This window comes from Bacillus sp. COPE52, assembly GCF_003355115.1.
Taxonomy (GTDB): domain Bacteria; phylum Bacillota; class Bacilli; order Bacillales; family Bacillaceae_G; genus Bacillus_A; species Bacillus_A toyonensis.
The window spans coordinates 3845779-3867395 of the sequence record NZ_CP031292.1; the positions used below are offsets into that span (position 1 = coordinate 3845779).

The window sequence follows — 21617 nt, forward strand, 5'->3', positions numbered from 1 at the left end:
TCTTGGCTTTCATATGTCGAATTTGGCATACGAAAGTATAGGACTCTTTGTGCACAGGCACAAAGAGTTTTTTTATTGCAAAGATTTAAACTGAAGGAGGATGTAACAATGGAACAAAAGCCAGTGTTAGACGTTAATGAAGTACCGAAACCGGGAAAATGGTTATTTTTAAGTATACAACATTTGTTCGCGATGTTTGGATCAACAGTGCTTGTTCCATTTTTAACAGGATTGAATCCGTCAGTAGCGTTAATATCAAGTGGATTAGGAACGCTAGCGTTTCTTCTTATAACGAAAGGTCAAGTACCTGCGTATTTAGGATCATCATTCGCCTTTATCGCACCGATTATTGCAGCAAAAACAGCAGGTGGCCCCGGAGCAGCGATGCTTGGTGGTTTACTTGCAGGACTGGTGTACATCTTAATTTCAATCGGAATTAAGAAATCTGGATCAGCGTGGATTATGAAATTACTTCCGCCAATCGTAGTTGGTCCGGTAGTAATGGTAATCGGTTTAGCTTTAGCGCATACAGCAGTGAACATGGCGATGAACGGTACGGATGGTAAGTATAGCATTACACACTTTTCAGTAGCACTAGTAACATTAGCAATTACAATCATTTGCTCCATATTTGGAAGAGGATTTTTCAGCATCATACCGGTGTTACTTGGAATCATCGGCGGATATATCTTCGCTTACTTCCAAGGGCTAGTAGATTTAAAACCGGTAGCTGAGGCGAAATGGTTTGTCGTACCTGATTTCACAGTACCGTTTGTAACATACACACCAGAGTTTTCGTGGAAGATTGTACTCTTAATGGTGCCAGTAGCACTAGTAACAATTTCAGAACATATCGGACATCAAATTGTACTTGGAAATGTTATTAAAAGAGATTTAATTGAAAAACCAGGTTTACACCGTTCAATCTTTGGGGATGGGGTAGCAACATTAATCGCATCACTAATCGGTGGACCACCGAATACAACATACGGTGAAAACATCGGTGTGCTAGCAATTACGAGAGCGTATAGTGTATACTTATTCATCGGTTCAGCAGTATTCGCAATCATGTTTGGATTTATCGGGAAGATTTCAGCACTGATCCACTCGATTCCAACACCAGTTATGGGTGGTGTATCAATCTTACTATTCGGTGTAATCGCATCAAGTGGTTTACGCATGATGGTAGATGATAGAACAGATTTAAGTGACAAACGAAACTTAATGATTGCATCAGTTATACTAGTAATTGGTATTGGCGGAGCGGTACTTCACGTAGGAGAATCGTTCCAAGTAGAAGGAATGGCACTAGCAGCAATTGTAGGTGTACTGTTAAATCTACTACTACCAGAAACGAAACAAATAAAACAATCTAAGCAGATTGCTTCATAAAAACAACCTTTTAATTCAGTCCTGTGAGACAGAAAAGGGTGGCTTCTTCCTTGCACCCTAGTCTCACACGACTAGGGTATTTTTATACAAATGTTGTTATAAATATCCATAAATGCTATCATAAAAATCAGAAAGACGAGGGATGACGATGAGCCATTTGTTAACGATGAGTGAATTATCGGAACTAGAAATTTCAGAAATCCTAAAAGACGCAGAAGATTTCGCGAATGGGAAAGAGAGCAAAACAACAGAGCAAACTTTTGTTGCGAACTTGTTCTTTGAGAATAGTACGAGAACGAGATTTAGCTTCGAAGTTGCTGAGAAGAGATTAGGACTTGACGTATTAAACTTTTCAGCAGATTCATCTAGCGTACAAAAAGGAGAAACGTTATACGACACGATAAAAACACTGGAATCAATCGGAACAAAAGCGGTAGTCATCCGCCACGAGCAAGATCGTTACTTCGATGAGCTAAAAGATCAAGTAAACATTCCAATCTTAAATGCTGGAGATGGATGCGGAAATCATCCAACGCAATGTCTGCTCGACCTTCTAACAATTAAACAAGAGTTTGGAAGTTTTGAAGGTTTAAAGATTGCAATTGTTGGAGATATTCGCCATAGCCGAGTAGCACGATCCAATGCTGAAACATTAACGAAGCTTGGGGCAACGATTTATTTTGCAAGCCCAGAAGAGTGGAAAGATGAAAAAAACACATTTGGAACGTACAAAAACTTAGATGAGCTAGTTCCAGAAGTTGATGTAATGATGTTACTTCGTGTACAGCATGAGCGTCATGATCATTATGAAACAGACATTATGAAAGAGTATCATGAAAAACACGGATTAACGCTTGAAAGAGAAAAACGTATGAAAGAAGGAAGCATTATTATGCATCCAGCTCCTTTCAACCGGGATGTGGAAATTGCAAGTGAACTTGTTGAGTGTGAGCGTTCACGCATATTTAAACAAATGGAAAATGGAGTTTACGTAAGAATGGCTGTACTAAAACGCGCCTTACCAAATGTATTAGGAGGAATGAAACATGAATTATTTGTTTAAAAATGGTCGTTATATGAATGAAGAAGGAATAATCGTAGCAACAGATCTTCTCGTACAAGACGGTAAAATTGCGAAAGTAGCAGAAAATATTACGGCAGATAATGCTGAAGTAATCGATGTGAACGGAAAGTTAATCGCACCTGGATTAGTAGATGTACATGTACATCTTCGTGAGCCAGGTGGTGAACATAAAGAAACAATTGCAACAGGCACACTAGCAGCGGCAAAAGGTGGATTCACTACAATTTGCGCAATGCCAAATACACGTCCAGTACCAGATTGCAGGGAACATATGGAAGACTTACAAAAACGTATTAAAGAAAAAGCACACGTAAATGTATTACCATATGGAGCAATTACAGTACGTCAAGCAGGTTCTGAAATGACAGATTTCGAAACGTTAAAAGAGCTTGGAGCATTCGCTTTCACTGATGATGGAGTAGGCGTACAAGATGCGAGCATGATGCTAGCTGCTATGAAGCGTGCAGCGAAGTTGAATATGGCAGTAGTTGCACACTGTGAAGAAAATACACTTATTAATAAAGGTTGTGTACATGAAGGGAAGTTTTCTGAGAAACACGGATTAAACGGTATCCCATCAGTATGTGAATCTGTACATATTGCAAGGGATATACTGCTTGCTGAAGCGGCAGATTGTCACTATCACGTATGTCACGTAAGTACGAAAGGGTCTGTACGTGTAATCCGTGATGCAAAACGTGCTGGAATTAAAGTAACAGCAGAAGTAACACCGCATCACTTAGTGTTATGTGAAGATGATATCCCATCAGCTGATCCTAACTTTAAAATGAACCCACCGCTTCGTGGAAAAGAAGACCACGCAGCGTTAATTGAAGGGCTATTAGATGGAACGATCGATATGATCGCAACTGACCATGCACCGCATACAGCGGAAGAGAAAGCACAAGGAATTGAAAGAGCACCATTCGGAATTACTGGTTTTGAAACAGCATTCCCACTTCTATACACAAACCTTGTGAAAAAAGGAATTATTACATTAGAACAGTTAATTCAATTCTTAACAGAAAAACCAGCTGATACATTCAGTTTAGAAGTAGGTCGCCTGAAAGAAGGTAGAGTAGCTGATATTACAATCATTGATTTAGAACAAGAAGAAGAGATTGATCCAACAACATTCTTATCAAAAGGAAAAAATACACCATTCGCAGGTTGGAAATGCCAAGGATGGCCGGTAATGACAATCGTTGGCGGTAAGATCGCATGGCAAAAGGAGAGTGCATTAGTATGAAAAGACAACTTATCTTAGAAGATGGAACAGTATTAATTGGAAAAGGTTTCGGAGGCGAAATCGAAAAGTCAGGTGAGGTTGTATTTACAACAGGAATGACTGGATATCAAGAAACATTATCTGATCCATCATATTGCGGTCAAATCGTAACATTTACGTACCCATTAATCGGAAACTACGGCATTAACCGTGACGATTTTGAATCCATTCACCCATCTGTAAATGGTTTAATCGTAAATGAAATTTGTGATCATCCATCAAACTTCCGTAATGAAATTTCGTTAAATGATTACTTAAAAGAAAGAAACATTCCAGGATTAGCAGGAATTGATACGAGAAAATTAACGAGAAAAATTCGTCAATACGGTACATTACGCGGACGACTTTGTAACATGGATGCAGATGTAGAGTACATTGTGAGCCAATTAAAAGCGACAGTATTTACAGATCATGTAAAACGCGTATCAACGAAAGACCCATACCCAAGCCCAGGCCGTGGTCATCGAGTTGTACTTGTAGACTTCGGAATGAAACATGGTATTTTAAGAGAATTAAATAAGCGTGACTGTGATGTAATTGTAGTACCTTACAATACAACAGCAGAAGAGATTTTACGCCTTAGCCCAGATGGAATTATGTTAAGTAATGGACCTGGGGATCCAAAAGATGTACCAGAAGCAATTGAAATGTTAAAAGACATTATCGGTAAAGTTCCTTTATTCGGGATTTGCTTAGGACATCAGTTATTCGCCTTAGCATCTGGTGCAAATACAAGTAAGTTGAAGTTCGGTCATCGTGGTTTAAATCATCCAGTAAAAAGTCTTGCAACTGGAAAAGTAGCAATTACTTCTCAAAACCATGGATACGCAGTAGAAGAAGAGTCAGTTGAAAATACAAATCTTGAAATTACACATGTTGCTTTAAATGATGGAACAGTAGAAGGTCTTCGTCATACGAAGTTTCCAGCATTTACAGTACAATACCATCCAGAAGCTTCAGCGGGACCAGAAGATGCAAATGATTTATTCGAAGATTTCTTAGAAATGATTGAAAACTTCAAGAAAGAAGGGGAAGAGTTATGCCAAAACGCCTAGACATTAACACAATTTTAGTAATCGGATCAGGACCAATTGTAATTGGGCAAGCAGCAGAGTTTGATTACTCTGGTACACAAGCTTGTCAATCTCTTAGAGAAGAAGGTTACAAAGTAATCCTTGTTAACTCTAACCCAGCAACAATTATGACAGATACTGCAACAGCAGATAAAGTATATATAGAACCATTAACATTAGAATTCGTAAGCCGTATCATTCGTAAAGAACGTCCAGATGCAATCCTACCAACATTAGGTGGTCAAACAGGCCTAAATATGGCTGTTGAACTTGCGAAATCAGGCATACTTGAAGAATGCGGAGTTGAAATTTTAGGAACAAAATTATCAGCAATTGAGCAAGCGGAAGATCGTGATTTATTCCGTACATTAATGCAGGAATTAAATGAACCAATTCCATCTAGTACCATTATTCATACGCTAGAAGAAGCACATGAATTTGTAAAAGAAATTGGTTATCCAGTTATTGTTCGCCCAGCATTTACAATGGGGGGAACAGGTGGCGGAATCTGTAGTAATGAAGAAGAACTAATTGAAATCGTATCAGGTGGATTAAAACATAGTCCAGTAACACAATGTTTATTAGAAAAGAGCATTGCTGGTTGTAAGGAAATTGAATATGAAGTAATGCGTGATTCGAATGATAACGCGATTGTAGTATGTAACATGGAAAATATCGATCCAGTTGGGGTTCACACAGGTGATTCAATCGTTGTAGCACCGAGTCAAACATTAAGTGACCGTGAGTATCAAATGTTACGAAACACTTCATTACGAATTATTCGTGCATTAGGAATCGAAGGTGGCTGTAACGTTCAGCTTGCACTAGATCCGCATAGCTTCCAATACTATGTAATTGAAGTAAATCCGCGTGTGAGTCGTTCATCTGCACTAGCATCTAAAGCAACTGGATATCCAATTGCGAAGTTAGCAGCGAAAATTGCAGTCGGTTTAACATTAGATGAAATTGTAAATCCAGTAACACAAAAAACATACGCTTGCTTCGAGCCAGCATTAGACTATGTCGTTTCAAAAATTCCACGTTGGCCATTTGATAAGTTCGAATCAGCAAACAGAACGCTTGGTACACAAATGAAGGCAACTGGTGAAGTTATGTCAATTGGACGTAACTTAGAGCAATCATTATTAAAAGCGGTTCGTTCTTTAGAGCTAGGGATTTATCACTTAGAATTAGACCATTTAAAAGAACATGATAAAGAAACAATGAAAAAACGTATTATAAAAGCTGACGATGAGCGTCTGTTCGTTGTAGCAGAAGCAATCCGTCAAGGTGTAACGAAAGAAGAAATTAATTCATGGTGTGAAATGGACTTCTTCTTCTTACAAAAAATTGAAAACATCGTAAACATGGAACACGAAGTAAAAGAAAATGCAGGAAATATGGAAGTGTTACAATCTGCAAAAGAAATGGGATTCAGTGATCATTACATCGCCAATGCTTGGAACAAAACAGAGCGTGAAATTTACGATATGCGTAAAGAAAGTAATATGACTCCTGTTTATAAAATGGTAGATACTTGTGCGGCAGAGTTTGAATCTGCAACACCTTATTACTACAGCACATACGGTGACGAGAATGAATCGGTTATAACAGATCGTAAGAGTGTGGTTGTACTAGGGTCTGGTCCAATCCGTATCGGTCAAGGTGTTGAGTTTGACTACGCAACAGTTCACTCTGTATGGGCAATTAAAGAAGCTGGATATGAGGCAATCATTGTAAATAACAACCCAGAAACAGTTTCAACAGACTTCAGTATTTCTGACAAATTATACTTTGAACCATTAACGATTGAAGATGTAATGCACATTATCGATTTAGAAAAGCCAGAAGGTGTTATCGTACAATTCGGTGGACAAACGGCAATTAACTTAGCGGCGAAATTAGAAGAACACGGTGTGAAAATTTTAGGAACATCACTTGAAGATTTAGACCGCGCAGAAGATCGAGATAAATTCGAAGCTGCATTAACAAAATTAGGAATCCCGCAACCAGTTGGTAAAACAGCAACAACTGTAGAACAAGCGGTAGCAATCGCTGAAGAAATTGGTTACCCAGTATTAGTAAGACCATCTTACGTACTAGGTGGACGTGCGATGGAAATCGTATATCGTCAAGAAGAACTACTGCACTACATGAAAAATGCAGTTAAAGTTCATGCAGAGCATCCGGTATTAATCGACCGTTACATGGTTGGTAAAGAAATTGAAGTAGATGCAATTTCAGACGGTGAGAATGTGTTCATTCCAGGTATTATGGAACATATTGAACGCGCTGGAGTTCACTCTGGGGATTCAATTGGAGTATATCCACCACAAAGCTTATCTGACGAACTAAAAGAACAAATTATTGAACATACAATTGCACTTGGAAAAGGATTAAACATTGTTGGATTACTAAATATCCAGTTTGTAGTATTCAAAGATCAAGTGTATGTAATTGAAGTAAACCCACGTGCGAGCCGTACAGTACCATTCTTAAGTAAAATTACAGGCGTACCGATGGCGAATGTTGCAACGAAAGTTATTTTAGGTCAAAACCTAATAGAGCAAGGATACGGAACGGGCTATCACCCAGAAGAGAAAGAAGTGTATGTAAAAGCACCAGTATTCTCATTTGCGAAACTACGCTCAGTTGATACAACATTAGGACCTGAAATGAAATCAACAGGGGAAGTAATGGGGAAAGACTTAACGCTTGAAAAAGCATTATACAAAGGGCTAGTTGCCTCAGGAATTAACATCCCAACGCACGGATCCGTAATCATCACTGTAGCGGATAAAGATAAAGAAGAGGCGATGGAAATTGCAAAACGTTTCCATGAAATCGGCTATAACTTATTAGCAACAGCTGGAACGGCACAAACATTAGCAGAGCAAAATATCCCAGTACAAGTTGTAAACAAAATTGATTCTGAAGACTACAACTTACTAGATATTATCCGCCAAGGAAAAGCACAGTTTGTAATCAATACATTAACAAAAGGAAAACAACCAGCGCGTGATGGTTTCCGCATTCGCCGTGAATCAGTAGAAAACGGTGTGGCTTGCTTAACATCACTTGATACAACGAGAGCAATCTTACGAGTATTAGAATCTATGACATTCTCAGCTCATTCAATGAAAGAAATTACGCAAACAAAGCGTCACGAGGTGGTACATGCATGATGCAAAAGCAAAATATGATCGTCGTTAACCAAAAAGAAATCGCAAAAAACATTTACGAATTAGTGCTTCAAGGAACGTTAGTACAGCAAATGAACGAACCAGGGCAGTTTGTACACGTTAAGGTAGCAGAGGGCATTGCGCCCCTTCTGCGCCGCCCGATTAGTATTTGTAATGTAGATCAAGAGAAGAACGAGTTTACAATGCTATATCGTGCGGAAGGACAAGGGACAAAAACATTAGCAACTAGAAAACAAGGTGAAATGGTAGATGTACTAGGACCACTAGGACACGGTTTTCCTGTAGAAGAAGCAGAAACAGGACAAACGGCTTTATTAGTAGGCGGGGGAATTGGGGTACCACCACTTTATGAATTATCACAGCGCCTCGTTGCAAAAGGTGTACGTGTGATTCACATCTTAGGTTTTCAAACGAAAGATGTTGTTTTCTATGAAGAAAAATTTGCAGAACTTGGTGATACGTACGTTGCAACAGTAGACGGCACACACGGTACAAAGGGATTTGTTACAGATGTAATTGATAATTACGGAATCGACTTTGACATTCTTTATTCATGTGGCCCGTTAGCGATGCTTCGTGCATTAGAGGGACGTTACAAAGAGAAAAAAGCCTATATTTCATTAGAAGAACGTATGGGTTGTGGTATTGGAGCTTGTTTCGCATGTGTATGCCACTTACAAGAAGATCCAAGTGGACATTCTTACAAGAAGGTGTGTAGCGACGGACCGGTATTTCCAATTGGGGAGGTTGTACTATGAACAGATTGCAAGTTGAATTACCAGGATTGTCATTAAAAAATCCGATTATACCGGCATCTGGATGCTTTGGATTTGGTCGTGAATATGCACAGTTTTACGATTTAAGTGTACTAGGATCAATCATGATTAAAGCGACGACAGAACAACCACGTTATGGAAATCCGACGCCTCGTGTTGCTGAAACACCAGGCGGCATGTTAAATGCAATCGGACTTCAAAACCCAGGTTTAGAAAAAGTAATGAATTCTGAATTACCATGGTTAGAACAATTTGATCTTCCAATCATTGCGAATGTTGCGGGCTCACAAGCTGAGGATTACGTAGCAGTTGCAAAGGAAATTTCTAAAGCGCCTAATGTCCATGCACTAGAATTAAATATTTCTTGTCCGAACGTAAAAACAGGTGGTATCGCTTTTGGTACAAATCCTGAAATTGCTGCTGATTTAACGAAGCGAGTAAAAGAGGTTTCTGAAGTACCTGTATACGTGAAATTGTCACCGAACGTGGCAAACATTGTGGAAATTGCAAAAGCGATTGAAAATGCAGGTGCAGATGGTTTAACGATGATTAATACATTGCTTGGTATGCGTCTAGATTTAAAAACAGCTCAACCAATTTTAGCAAACCGTACGGGCGGACTATCAGGTCCTGCGATTAAGCCAGTAGCAATTCGTATGGTACATGAAGTAAGCCAAGCGGTTAACATTCCAATTATCGGAATGGGTGGTATTGAGTCAGCAGAAGATGTAATTGAGTTCTTCTACGCTGGTGCAAGCGCAGTTGCAGTAGGTACAGCAAACTTCATAGATCCGTTCGTATGTCCGACAATTATTGAAGAGTTACCAGCATTACTAGATGAATTAGGATTTGATCACATTTCGGAATGTCAAGGAAGGAGCTGGAAGCAAACATGTCACAGTCGTTAATCGTTGCACTAGATTTTCCGGGGAAACAAGATGTAGAACAATTCTTGCGCCACTTTGAAGGGGAAGAGTTATTTGTCAAAGTTGGTATGGAGTTATTTTACAAAGAAGGCCCTGCGATTATTACGTACTTAAAAGAAAAAGGACATAAAATCTTTCTAGATTTAAAACTTCATGATATTCCGAATACAGTAAAAAGCGCTATGCGTAGCCTAGCTAGTCTAGATGTTGATATGGTAAATGTTCATGCTGCTGGGGGAAGCAGTATGATGAAAGCTGCGATTGAGGGATTAGAGGAAGGTAAGCAAGAAGGAAAAGAGAGACCGATTTGTATTGCAGTTACACAACTAACAAGCACTTCGGAAGCTATGATGAAAAAAGAGATCGGCATTGAGAAAACGTTAGAAGAAGCGGTTGCTCATTATGCAAAATTAACGAAAGAAAGTGGACTTGATGGCGTTGTTTGCTCAACGCTTGAAGTTCCAAAATTACGTGAAGTATGCGGGAATGAATTTGTAACAGTAACACCGGGGATCCGTCTTGCAAGCGATGATGTGAATGATCAGGTGCGCGTAGCAACACCGAAACGTGCGAGGGAACTTGGCTCAAGCTACATCGTAGTTGGACGTAGTATTACAAAAGCAGAAAATCCGCTTGAAGCGTATAAAACAGTAAAACAACAGTGGGAAGGTGTAACAGTATGAAAAAAGAAATCGCATCGCATTTATTAGAAATTGGAGCAGTATTTTTACAACCGAATGATCCATTCACTTGGTCTTCAGGTATGAAATCACCAATTTATTGTGATAACCGTTTAACTTTATCTTATCCAAAAGTACGTCAAGCGATTGCAGCTGGATTAGAAGAGTTAATTAAAGAGCACTTCCCAACTGTAGAAGTTATTGCAGGAACAGCAACTGCTGGTATTGCGCACGCTGCATGGGTAAGCGATCGTATGAATTTACCAATGTGCTACGTACGTAGTAAAGCAAAAGGCCACGGTAAAGGGAATCAAATTGAAGGAAAAGCTGAAAAAGGTCAAAAAGTTGTAGTAGTAGAAGACTTAATTTCAACTGGTGGTAGTGCAATTACATGTGTAGAAGCACTTCGCGAAGCAGGCTGTGAAGTATTAGGAATCGTATCAATCTTCACATACGAGTTAGAAGCAGGAAAAGAAAAACTAGAAGCAGCTAACGTAGCATCATACTCTTTAAGCGACTACAGTGCATTAACTGAAGTAGCAGCAGAAAAAGGTATGATCGGACAAGCTGAAACGAAAAAATTACAAGAGTGGCGTAAAAATCCAGCTAACGAAGCTTGGATCACAGCGTAATATGAAAAAAGACGACTGCGGGGGAACGCGGTCGTCTTTTTATATAAATTCAAGCAAATTCCCATCAATATCAAAGCCCCTTACTACTAACTACTTAGTGCTTTCTACAAATTCATATCCTTTCACAAACAAGAGAGTCATATAAGAAACAATAAATGAGAAAATGCTATACATGCCAATCCAAAAGAAAAATTTTGGAGTAAAAGCGATGACACCTAGTATTAAAAAACTAGCAAACGTTACAATCGGCATTACGTAATATGTTTGCGTCTTGCGGGTTCCAATAACAGAAACGATAAAGATAAGTAATGGACAAATTAATAAGACGAAAATCAATTCATTCATAGTTATGTCCCCTTTTCGAATGGAAGTAATCTGTTTCTCGTAAACGTTTTGAAATAAATACTCTCCTAATATAACTTCGCTAACATATACATAATCCCTTTTGAAAGTCCGTAATAAATGATTGATTTCACAATAAAAAAGTAAGCAAGAGAACACCTGCTTACTTTATAGAATAAACATCGCAACGATTGTGGTGACAATTAAGCCAATTATAACTGGTAAAAAGTTTCGGCGTGCAAGTTCAAATGGATCTACTTTACAAATGGCAGCGGCAGGAATAAGCGCCCAAGGAATTAAAGTCCCGCCTCCGGTCCAGATTGCAGCAATTTGCCCAAGTGCTGTTAATGTAGCTGTTCCATTCCCAAGTGCTGTGCCGAAAAGATTGGCAATCGAACCAGCAAGTGATATACCGGAAAAGCCAGATCCATCTAACCCTGTTATGACACCAACGATAGTTAGTGTTCCCGCTGATACATATTGGTTTAAAGGAACAGTTTGAGATAAGGCGATTCCTAAGTCGTTAATGATTCCGTGTGAACCTTTCGGTAAATAGTCCCCGATAATTTTTACAAATCCGCTATCCCCTAAATAAAAAAGTGCAGCAATTGGGATAACTGGACCAAAGATTTTAAATCCAAATTGGAGCCCTTCTATAAAATAATCGGTCGTTTTATTCAGGCCATTTCCTTTGTAGGCGATGAGAGCAATAATGATAATCATAATAACAGTCGTCCCGCCAATAAGTGCTGTTGCATCGCTTCCTTGTAGTTTAAATTGAATCATGCAAAGGATATCAATGATATATACGATAGGGATACATATGGCGAGCCATTTCTTTATGTGAGGAGATAATAAAATGATAGTTTTGGATGGTTCAGTTGCTGAAGAAGAGTCTTGCAACGATAAGCCTGTATGAAATTCTTTTCGTAAGAAGAAAAAAGCAACAGAAGTTGTAACAACGCCCATAACGATAACGAGGGGGACACTTGCAGATACGACGCTAGAAACTGGTAAACCAGCTGCATCCGCTGTTAATTTCGGGGCACCTTGAATAACGAAGTCGCCGGATAAAGCAATTCCGTGTCCAAATAAGTTCATAGCAATTGAAACACCAATTGGTGGCAGGCCGACGCGTACAGCGACGGGTAATAAAATAGCCCCCATTAACGCGACAGCTGGGGAAGGCCAAAAGAAGAAAGAAATTGTCATCATTAAAAGGCCGATAATCCAGTAGGCAAGTGTAGGTGTACGAATCATCTTTGTAAATGGTGAAATCATCGTATCATTTATGCCAGTATGAACGAGTAGGTTACTCATCGATACGATAATGGAGATGATCAATATAGTTGGTAATAGTTCAGTTATGGCATAAATAAAACTTTGAAAAATACTGCTAACGGCAAGAGGGATAGAACTTGTAGCGGTTAATGCTAATAAAAAGATAAAAATGATACAAATAATCGTTGTATCTTTTCTAAAAATAAAAAAGGTAATAATAGTGAGTAAACAAAGAATATAGAGAGCATGTAAAAGCGTTAATTCAACTCCCACAACATTCACATCCTTTAGGCGTTCGTGTAGTTCATTGTATGAAAGCGGTGAATGTATGTGAGTATAGGGAAAAAATAAAATTTCATGTACTGTAATGGTAAGGGTATAAAATGGATTTTACAATACAATTAATCCTAAAAATGGAATTAGAGGAGGGCGTATGCGCAAAAAAAGTTGGTTTTTGGGGATTTATCCCGCATTAACGGGCAGTAAGATTCCCACTTTAAAAGTTGGCGAATGCGAGGGAGTTAGGGAGGAAATCAACTGCCCGTAAAAGCCCGATTGGTTCAACTAATAATCCGTGGGGGACACCCCCACGGATTAAAGTTTCACTTTATCATTTCTTGTAGTCTATTAATTATTTTAGATCTATTTACAAACAATGAATGGATAAGTATTATGCCTGTTCTCGGGTTTGTGTTTTTGCTTTTATCTCGCTGGGATGACATGAAACAGCATAGTAAGAAAAGTATTGGAATTATGATAGATATCATTGTTGTTAGTTCATTTGTAGTAGGTTTTATTTTAATAGAAGGTCAGAAGCAAATGGAGCAAATGTCTATTTTTCAACAATGGATGTCGTCTGCGAAAGGTCTTTATTTTGTAATTGTAGTCGTTATTTTCCTAAGAGTCATGATAAGAATAGGGAGTTATATAGTAAAGAGCGAATAGAATGGGGGTAGTACGAATGAGAGAGAAAGTAGGGTATTATGGTGTGCTCGGTTGTTTAATAGTATCTATCATTTCAGCACAATTTTTAAAAAGTGAATGGACACCATTTATATTATGTATAGGCATATTCATTTTTGCTCCCTTGTACCGCTGGAAAGAGTGGAAAACGTATAGTCGGAAAAAGAAAATTATTTATAGCATTGAGTTTGTTATTATAATTAGTACAATTCCGTTCTTGCTAAAAAAAGGTTATGAACAAATGAATGACATAGCAATTTTTCAAGGGTGGTTACTTGTTGCAAAATGGTTATACTTACTATTCATTTTAATAGTGGTAACAGCTATTGCTAAAAAAGCAAACAGGAAAATATTTGTAAATGAATAAAAGAAAGTGCCACCGGATAAGGTGGCACTTTCTTATTTTACTGAATGAGCTTTTTGCATCTTTTTTATTAAACGAATTTGTCCACGATGGTTAATTTCATCTTCAAATACGTGGAACCATTTAAAGTAGTTATTTGCTGGTTTGTCATGCCAAAAGTCTGTCGTTTTAAATAACCATTCCTCAGGTAAGGATTGAAAAGTTTCAATTGTTTTAGAGCGTACTTCTTGTAATGTATGGATGTAAAATTCGATGGAGTTTCCTTTTATTTTTTCTCGTCCAATAGCCCCTAACTCTACAGCAGGTAACCAACGTTCTAATTCGGCATCTGTCGGTTCACGATCCTTAAAGGTATGAATTTGGTAATAAAATTCAATAGCAGCCATGTGATATAATAGCATGCCAATTGAATTTGCTTCTTCGTCATATAAATAATCAAGTTCATCAATTGTTAAACCTTCCACTGCTTGCATCGTTGTGTAACGGGCGTAATTCATCATGGAAACAAGTTTTGAAAATTCAAGCTGTAAACCATCTATCTTATCGATTACAAAATTCAATTTAAATTCCCCCTCTTTAAACGAATACTCCAGAGAAGGAATTCTATGTGTAGAGAAAAACTCCTTTTAAAAAGGGCCATGATTTTAACAAGGGATAACAATTAGTTCTCTATTTGATTTTGTAATAACTTCATAGCCTTCTTTTGTAATGACGATATCGTCTTCAATTCTACAACCGCCCCAGTTTGGTATGTAAATGCCCGGCTCAACTGTAACAACCATACCTTCTTGTAAAGTTGCCTTACTTTCTTGGGATAGGCGAAGCGGTTCATGTATTTCTAACCCAAGACCGTGCCCGGTAGAGTGGCCAAAGTATTGACCGTATCCATGTTCTGTGATGTAATCTCTCGTTACATCATCGATACTTTTCGCAGTTTCTCCAGGCTTAATTGCTTCAGTTCCACGTTTTAATGCTTCTCGTACAACATTGTATATTTTTTTGAATTCTTCTGACGGTTCTCCGATCGCTACAGTACGTGTTATATCGGAACAATATCCGTCGTAAAGTGCACCGAAGTCTAATGTAACGATATCGCCTCGTTCGATTATTTTATTTGATGCAACGCCATGAGGAAGAGAAGAACGAACGCCAGAAGCTACAATGATTTGGAATGATGAAGATGTAGCTCCTTTTTTTCGCATGAAAAATTCTAACTCATCTCGTACATCAGTTTCACTTATTCCTGGTTTTAGAAAGGTAAGGATGTGGTGAAATGCTTCGTCAGCAATAGTAGCTGCAATTTTCATTGTTTCTATTTCAGGCGTGTCTTTAATAATACGAATATTTTCGATAATTTCGCACACTTGAATCATTTCCGCATGTACGTATTTTTGTAAGTTTTTATATTGTTGCAATGTCATGTTATTTTCTTCAATTCCAAGTTTTTGAATGTTTAATCTGGATACTTGATTGGCAACTTCTTCTTCCAAATTCCCTTTATGCATAATGATTTCCGCGTCTTTTATTTGTACTTTGGCTTGATCTACATAGCGAAAATCAGTTATGAAAACAGCTTGATCTGCAGAGAGTAAGACGACACCAGCACTACCTGTAAAGCCTGTTGCATATTGGCGATTTTCTTTTTTTGTAATAAGTAATCCGTCAAGTCCATAATGATGTAGTTGATTTTGGATTTTATCAATTTTTAAAGTCATGTTAATTCCTCCTTTTCACAGTATTGAATAAAGCAAATAGCGTGCCAAAATATATATTAGGGAAAATAAACGATTATCCAGCTATTTTGTGGGAGGCGTGCCGTTAATAAAATTCAGATTGCAATTAGTAGGGGATAAAAACATTGACTTGAGTTGAACTTTATATACATACTGTAAAAAAATTTATACAAATGCGTAATGACACTGTCAATCTTTTTGACAATATATAAAATGACAAAAGAAAGATAGTGTGAATTAGTTAACGGATATAGGAACGAATGTGAATGAATATAAAAAATGCGTTGCTATCTAGCAACGCATTTTTTATATTTACGCTTTTAATTTCATTACGATGTCAGCATCTGGTGTTACATATACTGTTTGTTGGTTATCGTACGTAACGAATCCAAGCTTTGCACCACTCGGTTTTTTCACATGGCGTATTTTTGTAAAATCAACAGGTACAGAGCTAGACTCTTTTGCTTTACTGTAATAAGCGGCAATTTTTGCAGCTTCTAGTAAAGTTTCTTCAGCAGGTTCTAAAGAACGAATGACAACGTGAGAACCAGGTATGTCTTTCGTATGTAACCAAATTTCATCCCGACGGGCAAATTTCGTTGTTAAATAATCATTTTGCTTATTGTTTTTACCAACGAAAATCTCTGTACCGTCACTAGCTACATATTTATCTAATACTGGTTTTGTAGGCTTTTTCTTTGCATTTTTCGTCTTACGATTACGCACATATCCTTCTTCGGCTAATTCCTCACGAATTTCTTCAATATCTTTTGAAGAAGCAGCTTCCATTTGTTGAAGTAAGCTATCAAAATAAAGAATTTCTTCATTGGTTTTTTCGATTTGTTCTTCTACCATAACAACTGAATTTTTTGCTTTTTGGTATTTTTGGAAATAGCGTTGTGCATTGTCAGACGGTGTTTTTAACGGATCTAATGTGATTTTTACAGTACCGCCATTTTCATCGTAATAATTAACGACCTCAATATCTTTATCGCCTTTTTTCAAAGCGTACATATTGGCTGTAAGTAGCTCTCCAAATAGTTGATATTTATCTGCTTTTCCAGCATCTTGTAATGTTTTTTCAAGTTTAATAAGTTTTTTCTCATTTTTGTTTTTTTCGTTTTGCATAAAGCGTTCTAAATCATGAGCTTGTTGTTTTACACGGTCTCGCTCCGCTTTTCCGAAAAAGAAACGGTCTAACAATTCACTAACAGATGAGAATGTTTTTTCTTCTCCTTGCAAGTGTGTAAGAGGGAAAAGATAAAAGAATTCTTTTCCGTTTGCAGTAATCATTGTTGGTGAATATGTATGAGTTAGTAATGGTTTTTGTATGGAGAAAAACGCTTCAGATAATGCTTTTTCATTTGCCATACCTGCTTTTTTTACAACTTCTTTTGCGAATAATGGGGAAATTCCCATAAATGCTCCGACAAGTTGTTTGTCCATGTTTCCGGATAAAAAGTCTAGCGGTCTAATAAAATCAGCTGCTGTTTCGATAAGAAGCGGATTAACCTTATGTTGTGCTGGAGGGGCAACATATCCAGCTCCAGCATATACAGTACGATGGCGGTTTACCGCTAAAGATATGTGTTTTAAGCTATCTAAAATAACATTTGTTTTCGTATCTACTAAGATAATGTTACTGTGTCGTCCCATTATTTCGATTACTAATGTTTTTAATGATTCGTCTCCGATTTCATTCCGACTGCGAACTGTAATTTGAATAATACGTTCTAAGTCAATTTGTTCAATTTTTTCAATAAATCCGCCTTCTAAATGTTTACGAAGAAGCATACAAAACATCGGCGGTATTGCTGGTGAATCGTAGTTTTGATTCGTTAAGTGCATACGCGCATATGTAGGGTGAGACGAAAGAATTAGTTTTTGGTTCTTTCCGTTTGCTCGAATATGTAATAAAATCTCGTATTTTGAAGGTTGATATATTTTGGAAATTCTTCCTGTGTAAAGAGAATTTGCAATTTCATGTGTAATTGCTCTTGTAAATAATCCATCGAATGCCATAAATGAACACTCCTTTCTAACTAAAAGTTAATTATAGCATTTTTTTGGACGAGGCTGAATAAGCTTTCAATAGAGTATGTCTGGAATCAGGAGGTCGATGGCAGGATGAACTGGTATGGAATGCGGGCACATGAAGTGGAAGAAAGAACGAATACGAATGTAAAAGTTGGACTAACAGAGAAAGAAGCAGAAGGGCGAATTAAGAAATTTGGTACAAATGAATTAGAAGAAGCAAAAAGGCCTTCTGCACTAATGGTATTTTTAGCACAATTTAAAGATTTTATGGTACTTGTTTTATTTGGAGCAACAATTGTTTCTGCATTTTTAGGTGAATATATTGATTCTATAGCTATTGTTGCCATTGTCATTATCAATGGTATTCTAGGTTTTTTTCAAGAAAGAAAGGCTGAAAAATCATTGGAAGCTTTAAAAGAACTAGCCGCCCCACAAGTTACGGTAATGAGGAATGGAAAGTGGGTAAAGGCACCATCTAAAGCACTTGTTTTAGGTGATGTTATTAAATTTTCCAGTGGTGATCGTATTGGGGCTGACGTCCGTCTCGTTGAGGCATCGAGTTTATATATCGAAGAGTCTGCCCTGACAGGAGAGTCAGTACCTGTACAAAAGAAGATAGAAGCATTGCAAGGGCAAGATGTTTCAATTGGTGATCAAAAAAATATGGCTTTTATGGGTACGATGATTACGCGAGGATCTGGAACAGGAGTCGTTGTAGCGACTGGTATGAATACCGCAATGGGCCAAATTGCAAATATGTTGCAAAATGCAGAGCAAATGGAAACACCACTGCAAAGAAGATTAGAGCAACTCGGGAAAATATTAATTATTGTAGCTCTTATTTTGACAGCACTCGTTGTATTAGCAGGTGTGTATCAAGGGAATGAAGTATACCATATGTTTTTAGCAGGTGTATCCTTAGCTGTTGCTGCTATTCCAGAAGGATTGCCCGCAATCGTTACAGTAGCTTTATCACTTGGTGTACAGCGTATGATAAAAAAGAGAGCAATTGTAAGAAAGTTACCAGCTGTAGAAACATTAGGTTGTGCTTCTGTAATTTGTTCTGATAAAACAGGAACAATGACACAAAACAAAATGATGGTAACACATATGTGGTCAGGTGGAGAGTTGTGGAAAGTGACTGGTCAAGGATATGAACCTAATGGATCTTTTATGAAAGGTGAAATAGAAGTTAATCCAGCTAAGACAAAAGCGCTTTATCAGCTACTTACATTCGGTTCACTATGTAACAATGCGAATATTATTCAAAAGAAAAAGGCGTATGTATTAGATGGGGATCCAACAGAGGGAGCACTTGTAGCTGCAGCAATGAAAGCGGGAATAACACGTGATGCACTGAAAGGGAAGTTCGAGATTATTCGTGAGTTCCCATTTGATTCGACTCGAAAGATGATGAGTGTTATTGTCCGTGATCGAGATGGGAAAAAGTTTGTTGTTACGAAAGGAGCTCCAGACGTCCTCCTGCAAATGAGCCAAACAATCTTATGGGGTGATAAGCAGCAACCGATGAGTGAGTTATATAGAAAAGAAGTACAGGCGGCTATTCATAGTTTAGGTAGCCAAGCGCTTCGAACAATTGCGGTTGCATTTAAGCCATTAAAAGTAACAGATTCCACTGAACATGAGAGAGATGTTGAAAAAGATTTTATGTTAATCGGGATACAAGGTATGATCGATCCGCCAAGACCAGAGGTAGCGCAGGCGGTAAAAGAGTGTAAAGAAGCTGGTATTCGAACAGTGATGATTACAGGAGATCATAAAGTAACAGCGATGGCGATTGCGGAACAATTAGGGGTTTTACCACCAGGAGGTCGTGTGGTGGAAGGTGTTGAGCTAGCAAATATGGATATAGAGGAACTAGAAAATGTTGTAGAAGATACTTACGTATTTGCTCGTGTATCACCAGAACATAAATTAAAAATTGTTAAATCATTGCAAAATAAAGGGCATATAGTAGCGATGACAGGAGATGGAGTAAACGATGCACCAGCTATAAAAACAGCGGATATTGGGATAGCGATGGGTATTACAGGAACAGACGTTGCGAAAGAAGCTTCTTCGCTTGTATTGTTAGATGATAACTTTGCGACGATTAAATCAGCGATTAAAGAAGGTAGAAACATATACGAAAATATTCGAAAGTTTATTCGATATTTGTTAGCATCAAACGTCGGCGAAATTTTAGTTATGTTATTTGCGATGTTACTGGCACTGCCATTGCCGATGGTTCCAATTCAAATATTATGGGTGAACTTAGTTACCGACGGTTTACCAGCGATGGCATTAGGTTTGGATAAGGCGGAAGGAGATGTGATGAAGAGAACGCCGCGGCATCCGAAAGAGGGGGTATTCGCCAGAGGGCTTGCCTGGAAAATTATAAGTCGAGGGTTCCTCATTGGAGCAGTGACGTTAGTAGCGTTTATTATCGCATATAATCAACATCCGAATGAACTGAAATATGCACAGACAGTAGCATTTGCGACTTTGGTACTTGCGCAACTTATTCATGTGTTTGATTGCCGAAGTGAACATTCTGTCTTTCATCGCAATCCATTTGGGAACGTGTATTTAGTAGGGGCTGTTATCATTTCATTGTTGTTAATGCTCGTTGTTATTTATTATCCACCGTTACAACCAATTTTTAGTACAATGCCAATACAAGCAAGAGATTGGTTGTTAATTGGAGGTTTGTCATCAATTCCGACTTTCTTATTAGTAGGTTCTTTATTAACAAGGAAAAAAGGTAAGGAGAAAAAGCCACTTTTATATAAGAAGGGATTAAACTTGAAATAGTCAATGATATGAAAATGTGATATAATTTACAGAAGGTAGTAGAGCCTTGTCTCTATTACCTTTTTCATTGAGTTATTTCATGGCTTGGATGTGATAAAAATGATTTCTAGTATGACAGGGTTTGGAAGGTCGAAAGTAGAAAGTGATACTTTTCAGATTACAGTAGAAATGAAATCGGTGAACCACCGTTTTCTTGAGATGAGTATTCGACTTCCGAAGCAAATGATGGTATTTGAAGACAAAATTCGTAAAATAATCGCACAGCAAGTTCGACGTGGGCGCATTGAAGTGTCTATTAGTATAACGGGTGAAGGGCTTGTTGAAAGAAAATTAAGTGTGAATTGGTCGCTTCTCAAGCAGTACCAATCGATGATGGAAGATATAAAAGGAAAATTTCAATTGCAAGATTCTATTACACTTGGGCAATTAATGGCAATGCCAGAAGTAACGGCAATTGAAGAAATAGAAAACGTAAATGAACAATTTGAGAATAGTTTATATGAGGCTGTTCGCCAAGCTGCTCATATGTTGAAAACGATGAGAGATGGCGAAGGAGAACGATTACATAAAGATATGTCGTATCGTTTACAAGAGATTCACAATTGTGTAAATGCAATTATTCCACATGCACCGATTGTTACACAAAAATATCGTGAACGATTAGAAAATCGCTTAAAGGAATTACATAATCAAGATCTAGACGAACAAAGATTGCTAACAGAAGTCGCGATGTTTGCAGAGCGTTGTGATATTCATGAAGAGTTAGTTCGTTTACAAAGTCATTTAGAACAATTTCGTGAAACACTGCAGATTGAAGAGCCTGTTGGAAGAAAAATGGACTTCATCGTGCAAGAGATGCATCGAGAAATTAATACGATTGGTTCGAAGGCAAATGACTTAACAATTTCAAAATATGTTGTAGAAATGAAAAATAACCTTGAAAAAATTCGTGAACAAGTACAAAATATTGAGTAGCTTTCAAAAAATATATAAAGTTATACGTGGTGGAGAAATCGGATAGACTTACTA

At 37.8% G+C, this 21617-nt stretch carries 18 protein-coding genes; 13 read left to right on the forward strand and 5 right to left on the reverse strand.

The window, feature by feature from the left end; genetic code table 11:
* The first annotated feature begins 108 nt into the window (after window positions 1-108).
* The 9 genes from uraA to pyrE all read left to right on the forward strand — a co-directional run bounded on the left by uraA (window position 109) and on the right by pyrE (window position 11054).
* The gene (gene uraA, locus DPQ31_RS19370) at window positions 109-1392 is read left to right on the forward strand and encodes a uracil permease (protein ID WP_140158506.1); all 1284 of its coding nucleotides are present in this window, start codon (window positions 109-111) and stop codon (window positions 1390-1392) included.
* Between the two features lie 148 nt (window positions 1393-1540).
* Window positions 1541-2455 carry an aspartate carbamoyltransferase gene (gene pyrB, locus DPQ31_RS19375; RefSeq protein ID WP_000018838.1) on the forward strand — a complete coding sequence of 305 codons (915 nt, stop codon included), beginning with the start codon at window positions 1541-1543 and terminating at the stop codon, window positions 2453-2455.
* Window positions 2439-3725, forward strand: coding sequence for a dihydroorotase (gene pyrC, locus DPQ31_RS19380; protein WP_208730899.1), 1287 nt, complete (start codon window positions 2439-2441; stop codon window positions 3723-3725). The genes pyrB and pyrC overlap by 17 nt, the downstream gene beginning before the upstream one ends.
* Window positions 3722-4819 (forward strand): carbamoyl phosphate synthase small subunit, encoded by a 1098-nt coding sequence (locus DPQ31_RS19385; RefSeq protein WP_208730901.1) that lies wholly within the window; start codon window positions 3722-3724, stop codon window positions 4817-4819. The genes pyrC and DPQ31_RS19385 overlap by 4 nt, the downstream gene beginning before the upstream one ends.
* On the forward strand, window positions 4804-8022 hold the full coding sequence (gene carB, locus DPQ31_RS19390; RefSeq protein ID WP_098710813.1) for a carbamoyl-phosphate synthase large subunit: 3219 nt from the start codon (window positions 4804-4806) through the stop codon (window positions 8020-8022). Before DPQ31_RS19385 ends, carB begins: the two co-directional genes overlap by 16 nt.
* The gene (pyrK, locus tag DPQ31_RS19395; RefSeq protein ID WP_097956950.1) at window positions 8019-8798 is read left to right on the forward strand and encodes a dihydroorotate oxidase B electron transfer subunit; all 780 of its coding nucleotides are present in this window, start codon (window positions 8019-8021) and stop codon (window positions 8796-8798) included. The genes carB and pyrK overlap by 4 nt, the downstream gene beginning before the upstream one ends.
* On the forward strand, window positions 8795-9724 hold the full coding sequence (pyrD, locus tag DPQ31_RS19400) for a dihydroorotate oxidase B catalytic subunit (RefSeq protein ID WP_001081058.1): 930 nt from the start codon (window positions 8795-8797) through the stop codon (window positions 9722-9724). The genes pyrK and pyrD overlap by 4 nt, the downstream gene beginning before the upstream one ends.
* Complete coding sequence (gene pyrF, locus DPQ31_RS19405) at window positions 9709-10425, forward strand: orotidine-5'-phosphate decarboxylase (RefSeq protein WP_000083496.1); 717 nt, start codon at window positions 9709-9711, stop codon at window positions 10423-10425. Before pyrD ends, pyrF begins: the two co-directional genes overlap by 16 nt.
* The gene (gene pyrE / locus DPQ31_RS19410; protein ID WP_000711460.1) at window positions 10422-11054 is read left to right on the forward strand and encodes an orotate phosphoribosyltransferase; all 633 of its coding nucleotides are present in this window, start codon (window positions 10422-10424) and stop codon (window positions 11052-11054) included. Before pyrF ends, pyrE begins: the two co-directional genes overlap by 4 nt.
* Window positions 11055-11144: 90 nt before the next feature.
* Here pyrE and DPQ31_RS19415 read toward each other — a convergent pair whose 3' ends face one another.
* Together DPQ31_RS19415 and DPQ31_RS19420 are read right to left on the reverse strand one after the other, a co-directional pair.
* On the reverse strand, window positions 11145-11399 hold the full coding sequence (locus tag DPQ31_RS19415) for a YbeF family protein (protein WP_001003941.1): 255 nt from the start codon (window positions 11397-11399) through the stop codon (window positions 11145-11147).
* 165 nt (window positions 11400-11564) lie between these two features.
* On the reverse strand, window positions 11565-12950 hold the full coding sequence (locus DPQ31_RS19420; protein ID WP_098225822.1) for a hypothetical protein: 1386 nt from the start codon (window positions 12948-12950) through the stop codon (window positions 11565-11567).
* A gap of 297 nt (window positions 12951-13247) precedes the next feature.
* Between DPQ31_RS19420 and DPQ31_RS19425 the strand changes: the two genes are divergently transcribed.
* The gene (locus DPQ31_RS19425; RefSeq protein ID WP_033660283.1) at window positions 13248-13622 is read left to right on the forward strand and encodes a YoqO family protein; all 375 of its coding nucleotides are present in this window, start codon (window positions 13248-13250) and stop codon (window positions 13620-13622) included.
* A gap of 16 nt (window positions 13623-13638) precedes the next feature.
* Complete coding sequence (locus tag DPQ31_RS19430) at window positions 13639-14007, forward strand: YoqO family protein (protein ID WP_001208472.1); 369 nt, start codon at window positions 13639-13641, stop codon at window positions 14005-14007.
* A gap of 32 nt (window positions 14008-14039) precedes the next feature.
* Here DPQ31_RS19430 and DPQ31_RS19435 read toward each other — a convergent pair whose 3' ends face one another.
* From DPQ31_RS19435 to DPQ31_RS19445, 3 genes are all read right to left on the reverse strand, one after another.
* The gene (locus DPQ31_RS19435) at window positions 14040-14564 is read right to left on the reverse strand and encodes a DinB family protein (RefSeq protein ID WP_097956952.1); all 525 of its coding nucleotides are present in this window, start codon (window positions 14562-14564) and stop codon (window positions 14040-14042) included.
* Between the two features lie 84 nt (window positions 14565-14648).
* Window positions 14649-15719, reverse strand: coding sequence for a M24 family metallopeptidase (locus DPQ31_RS19440; RefSeq protein ID WP_000172783.1), 1071 nt, complete (start codon window positions 15717-15719; stop codon window positions 14649-14651).
* A gap of 330 nt (window positions 15720-16049) precedes the next feature.
* Window positions 16050-17759 carry an Rqc2 family fibronectin-binding protein gene (locus tag DPQ31_RS19445; RefSeq protein WP_097956953.1) on the reverse strand — a complete coding sequence of 570 codons (1710 nt, stop codon included), beginning with the start codon at window positions 17757-17759 and terminating at the stop codon, window positions 16050-16052.
* 105 nt (window positions 17760-17864) lie between these two features.
* Here DPQ31_RS19445 and DPQ31_RS19450 point away from each other — a divergent pair, with 105 nt between their 5' ends.
* Complete coding sequence (locus DPQ31_RS19450) at window positions 17865-20588, forward strand: calcium-translocating P-type ATPase, SERCA-type (protein WP_001104768.1); 2724 nt, start codon at window positions 17865-17867, stop codon at window positions 20586-20588.
* A 99-nt stretch (window positions 20589-20687) separates the two neighbouring features.
* Window positions 20688-21563, forward strand: a complete 876-nt coding sequence (locus DPQ31_RS19455) for a YicC/YloC family endoribonuclease (RefSeq protein WP_087969798.1) — start codon at window positions 20688-20690, stop codon at window positions 21561-21563.
* Window positions 21564-21617 lie beyond the last annotated feature (54 nt).

Bases quoted from the DNA above. Each gene is read 5' to 3' on its own strand.
- carB (WP_098710813.1), top strand. From the start codon at position 4,804: ATGCCAAAACGCCTAGACATTAACACAATTTTAGTAATCGGATCAGGA.
- DPQ31_RS19415 (WP_001003941.1), bottom strand. From the start codon at position 11,399: ATGAATGAATTGATTTTCGTCTTATTAATTTGTCCATTACTTATCTTT.
- DPQ31_RS19440 (WP_000172783.1), bottom strand. From the start codon at position 15,719: ATGACTTTAAAAATTGATAAAATCCAAAATCAACTACATCATTATGGA.
- pyrC (WP_208730899.1), top strand. From the start codon at position 2,439: ATGAATTATTTGTTTAAAAATGGTCGTTATATGAATGAAGAAGGAATA.
- pyrB (WP_000018838.1), top strand. From the start codon at position 1,541: ATGAGCCATTTGTTAACGATGAGTGAATTATCGGAACTAGAAATTTCA.
- pyrD (WP_001081058.1), top strand. From the start codon at position 8,795: ATGAACAGATTGCAAGTTGAATTACCAGGATTGTCATTAAAAAATCCG.
- pyrE (WP_000711460.1), top strand. From the start codon at position 10,422: ATGAAAAAAGAAATCGCATCGCATTTATTAGAAATTGGAGCAGTATTT.
- uraA (WP_140158506.1), top strand. From the start codon at position 109: ATGGAACAAAAGCCAGTGTTAGACGTTAATGAAGTACCGAAACCGGGA.
- pyrK (WP_097956950.1), top strand. From the start codon at position 8,019: ATGATGCAAAAGCAAAATATGATCGTCGTTAACCAAAAAGAAATCGCA.
- pyrF (WP_000083496.1), top strand. From the start codon at position 9,709: ATGTCACAGTCGTTAATCGTTGCACTAGATTTTCCGGGGAAACAAGAT.
- DPQ31_RS19445 (WP_097956953.1), bottom strand. From the start codon at position 17,759: ATGGCATTCGATGGATTATTTACAAGAGCAATTACACATGAAATTGCA.
- DPQ31_RS19430 (WP_001208472.1), top strand. From the start codon at position 13,639: ATGAGAGAGAAAGTAGGGTATTATGGTGTGCTCGGTTGTTTAATAGTA.
- DPQ31_RS19450 (WP_001104768.1), top strand. From the start codon at position 17,865: ATGAACTGGTATGGAATGCGGGCACATGAAGTGGAAGAAAGAACGAAT.
- DPQ31_RS19385 (WP_208730901.1), top strand. From the start codon at position 3,722: ATGAAAAGACAACTTATCTTAGAAGATGGAACAGTATTAATTGGAAAA.
- DPQ31_RS19455 (WP_087969798.1), top strand. From the start codon at position 20,688: ATGATTTCTAGTATGACAGGGTTTGGAAGGTCGAAAGTAGAAAGTGAT.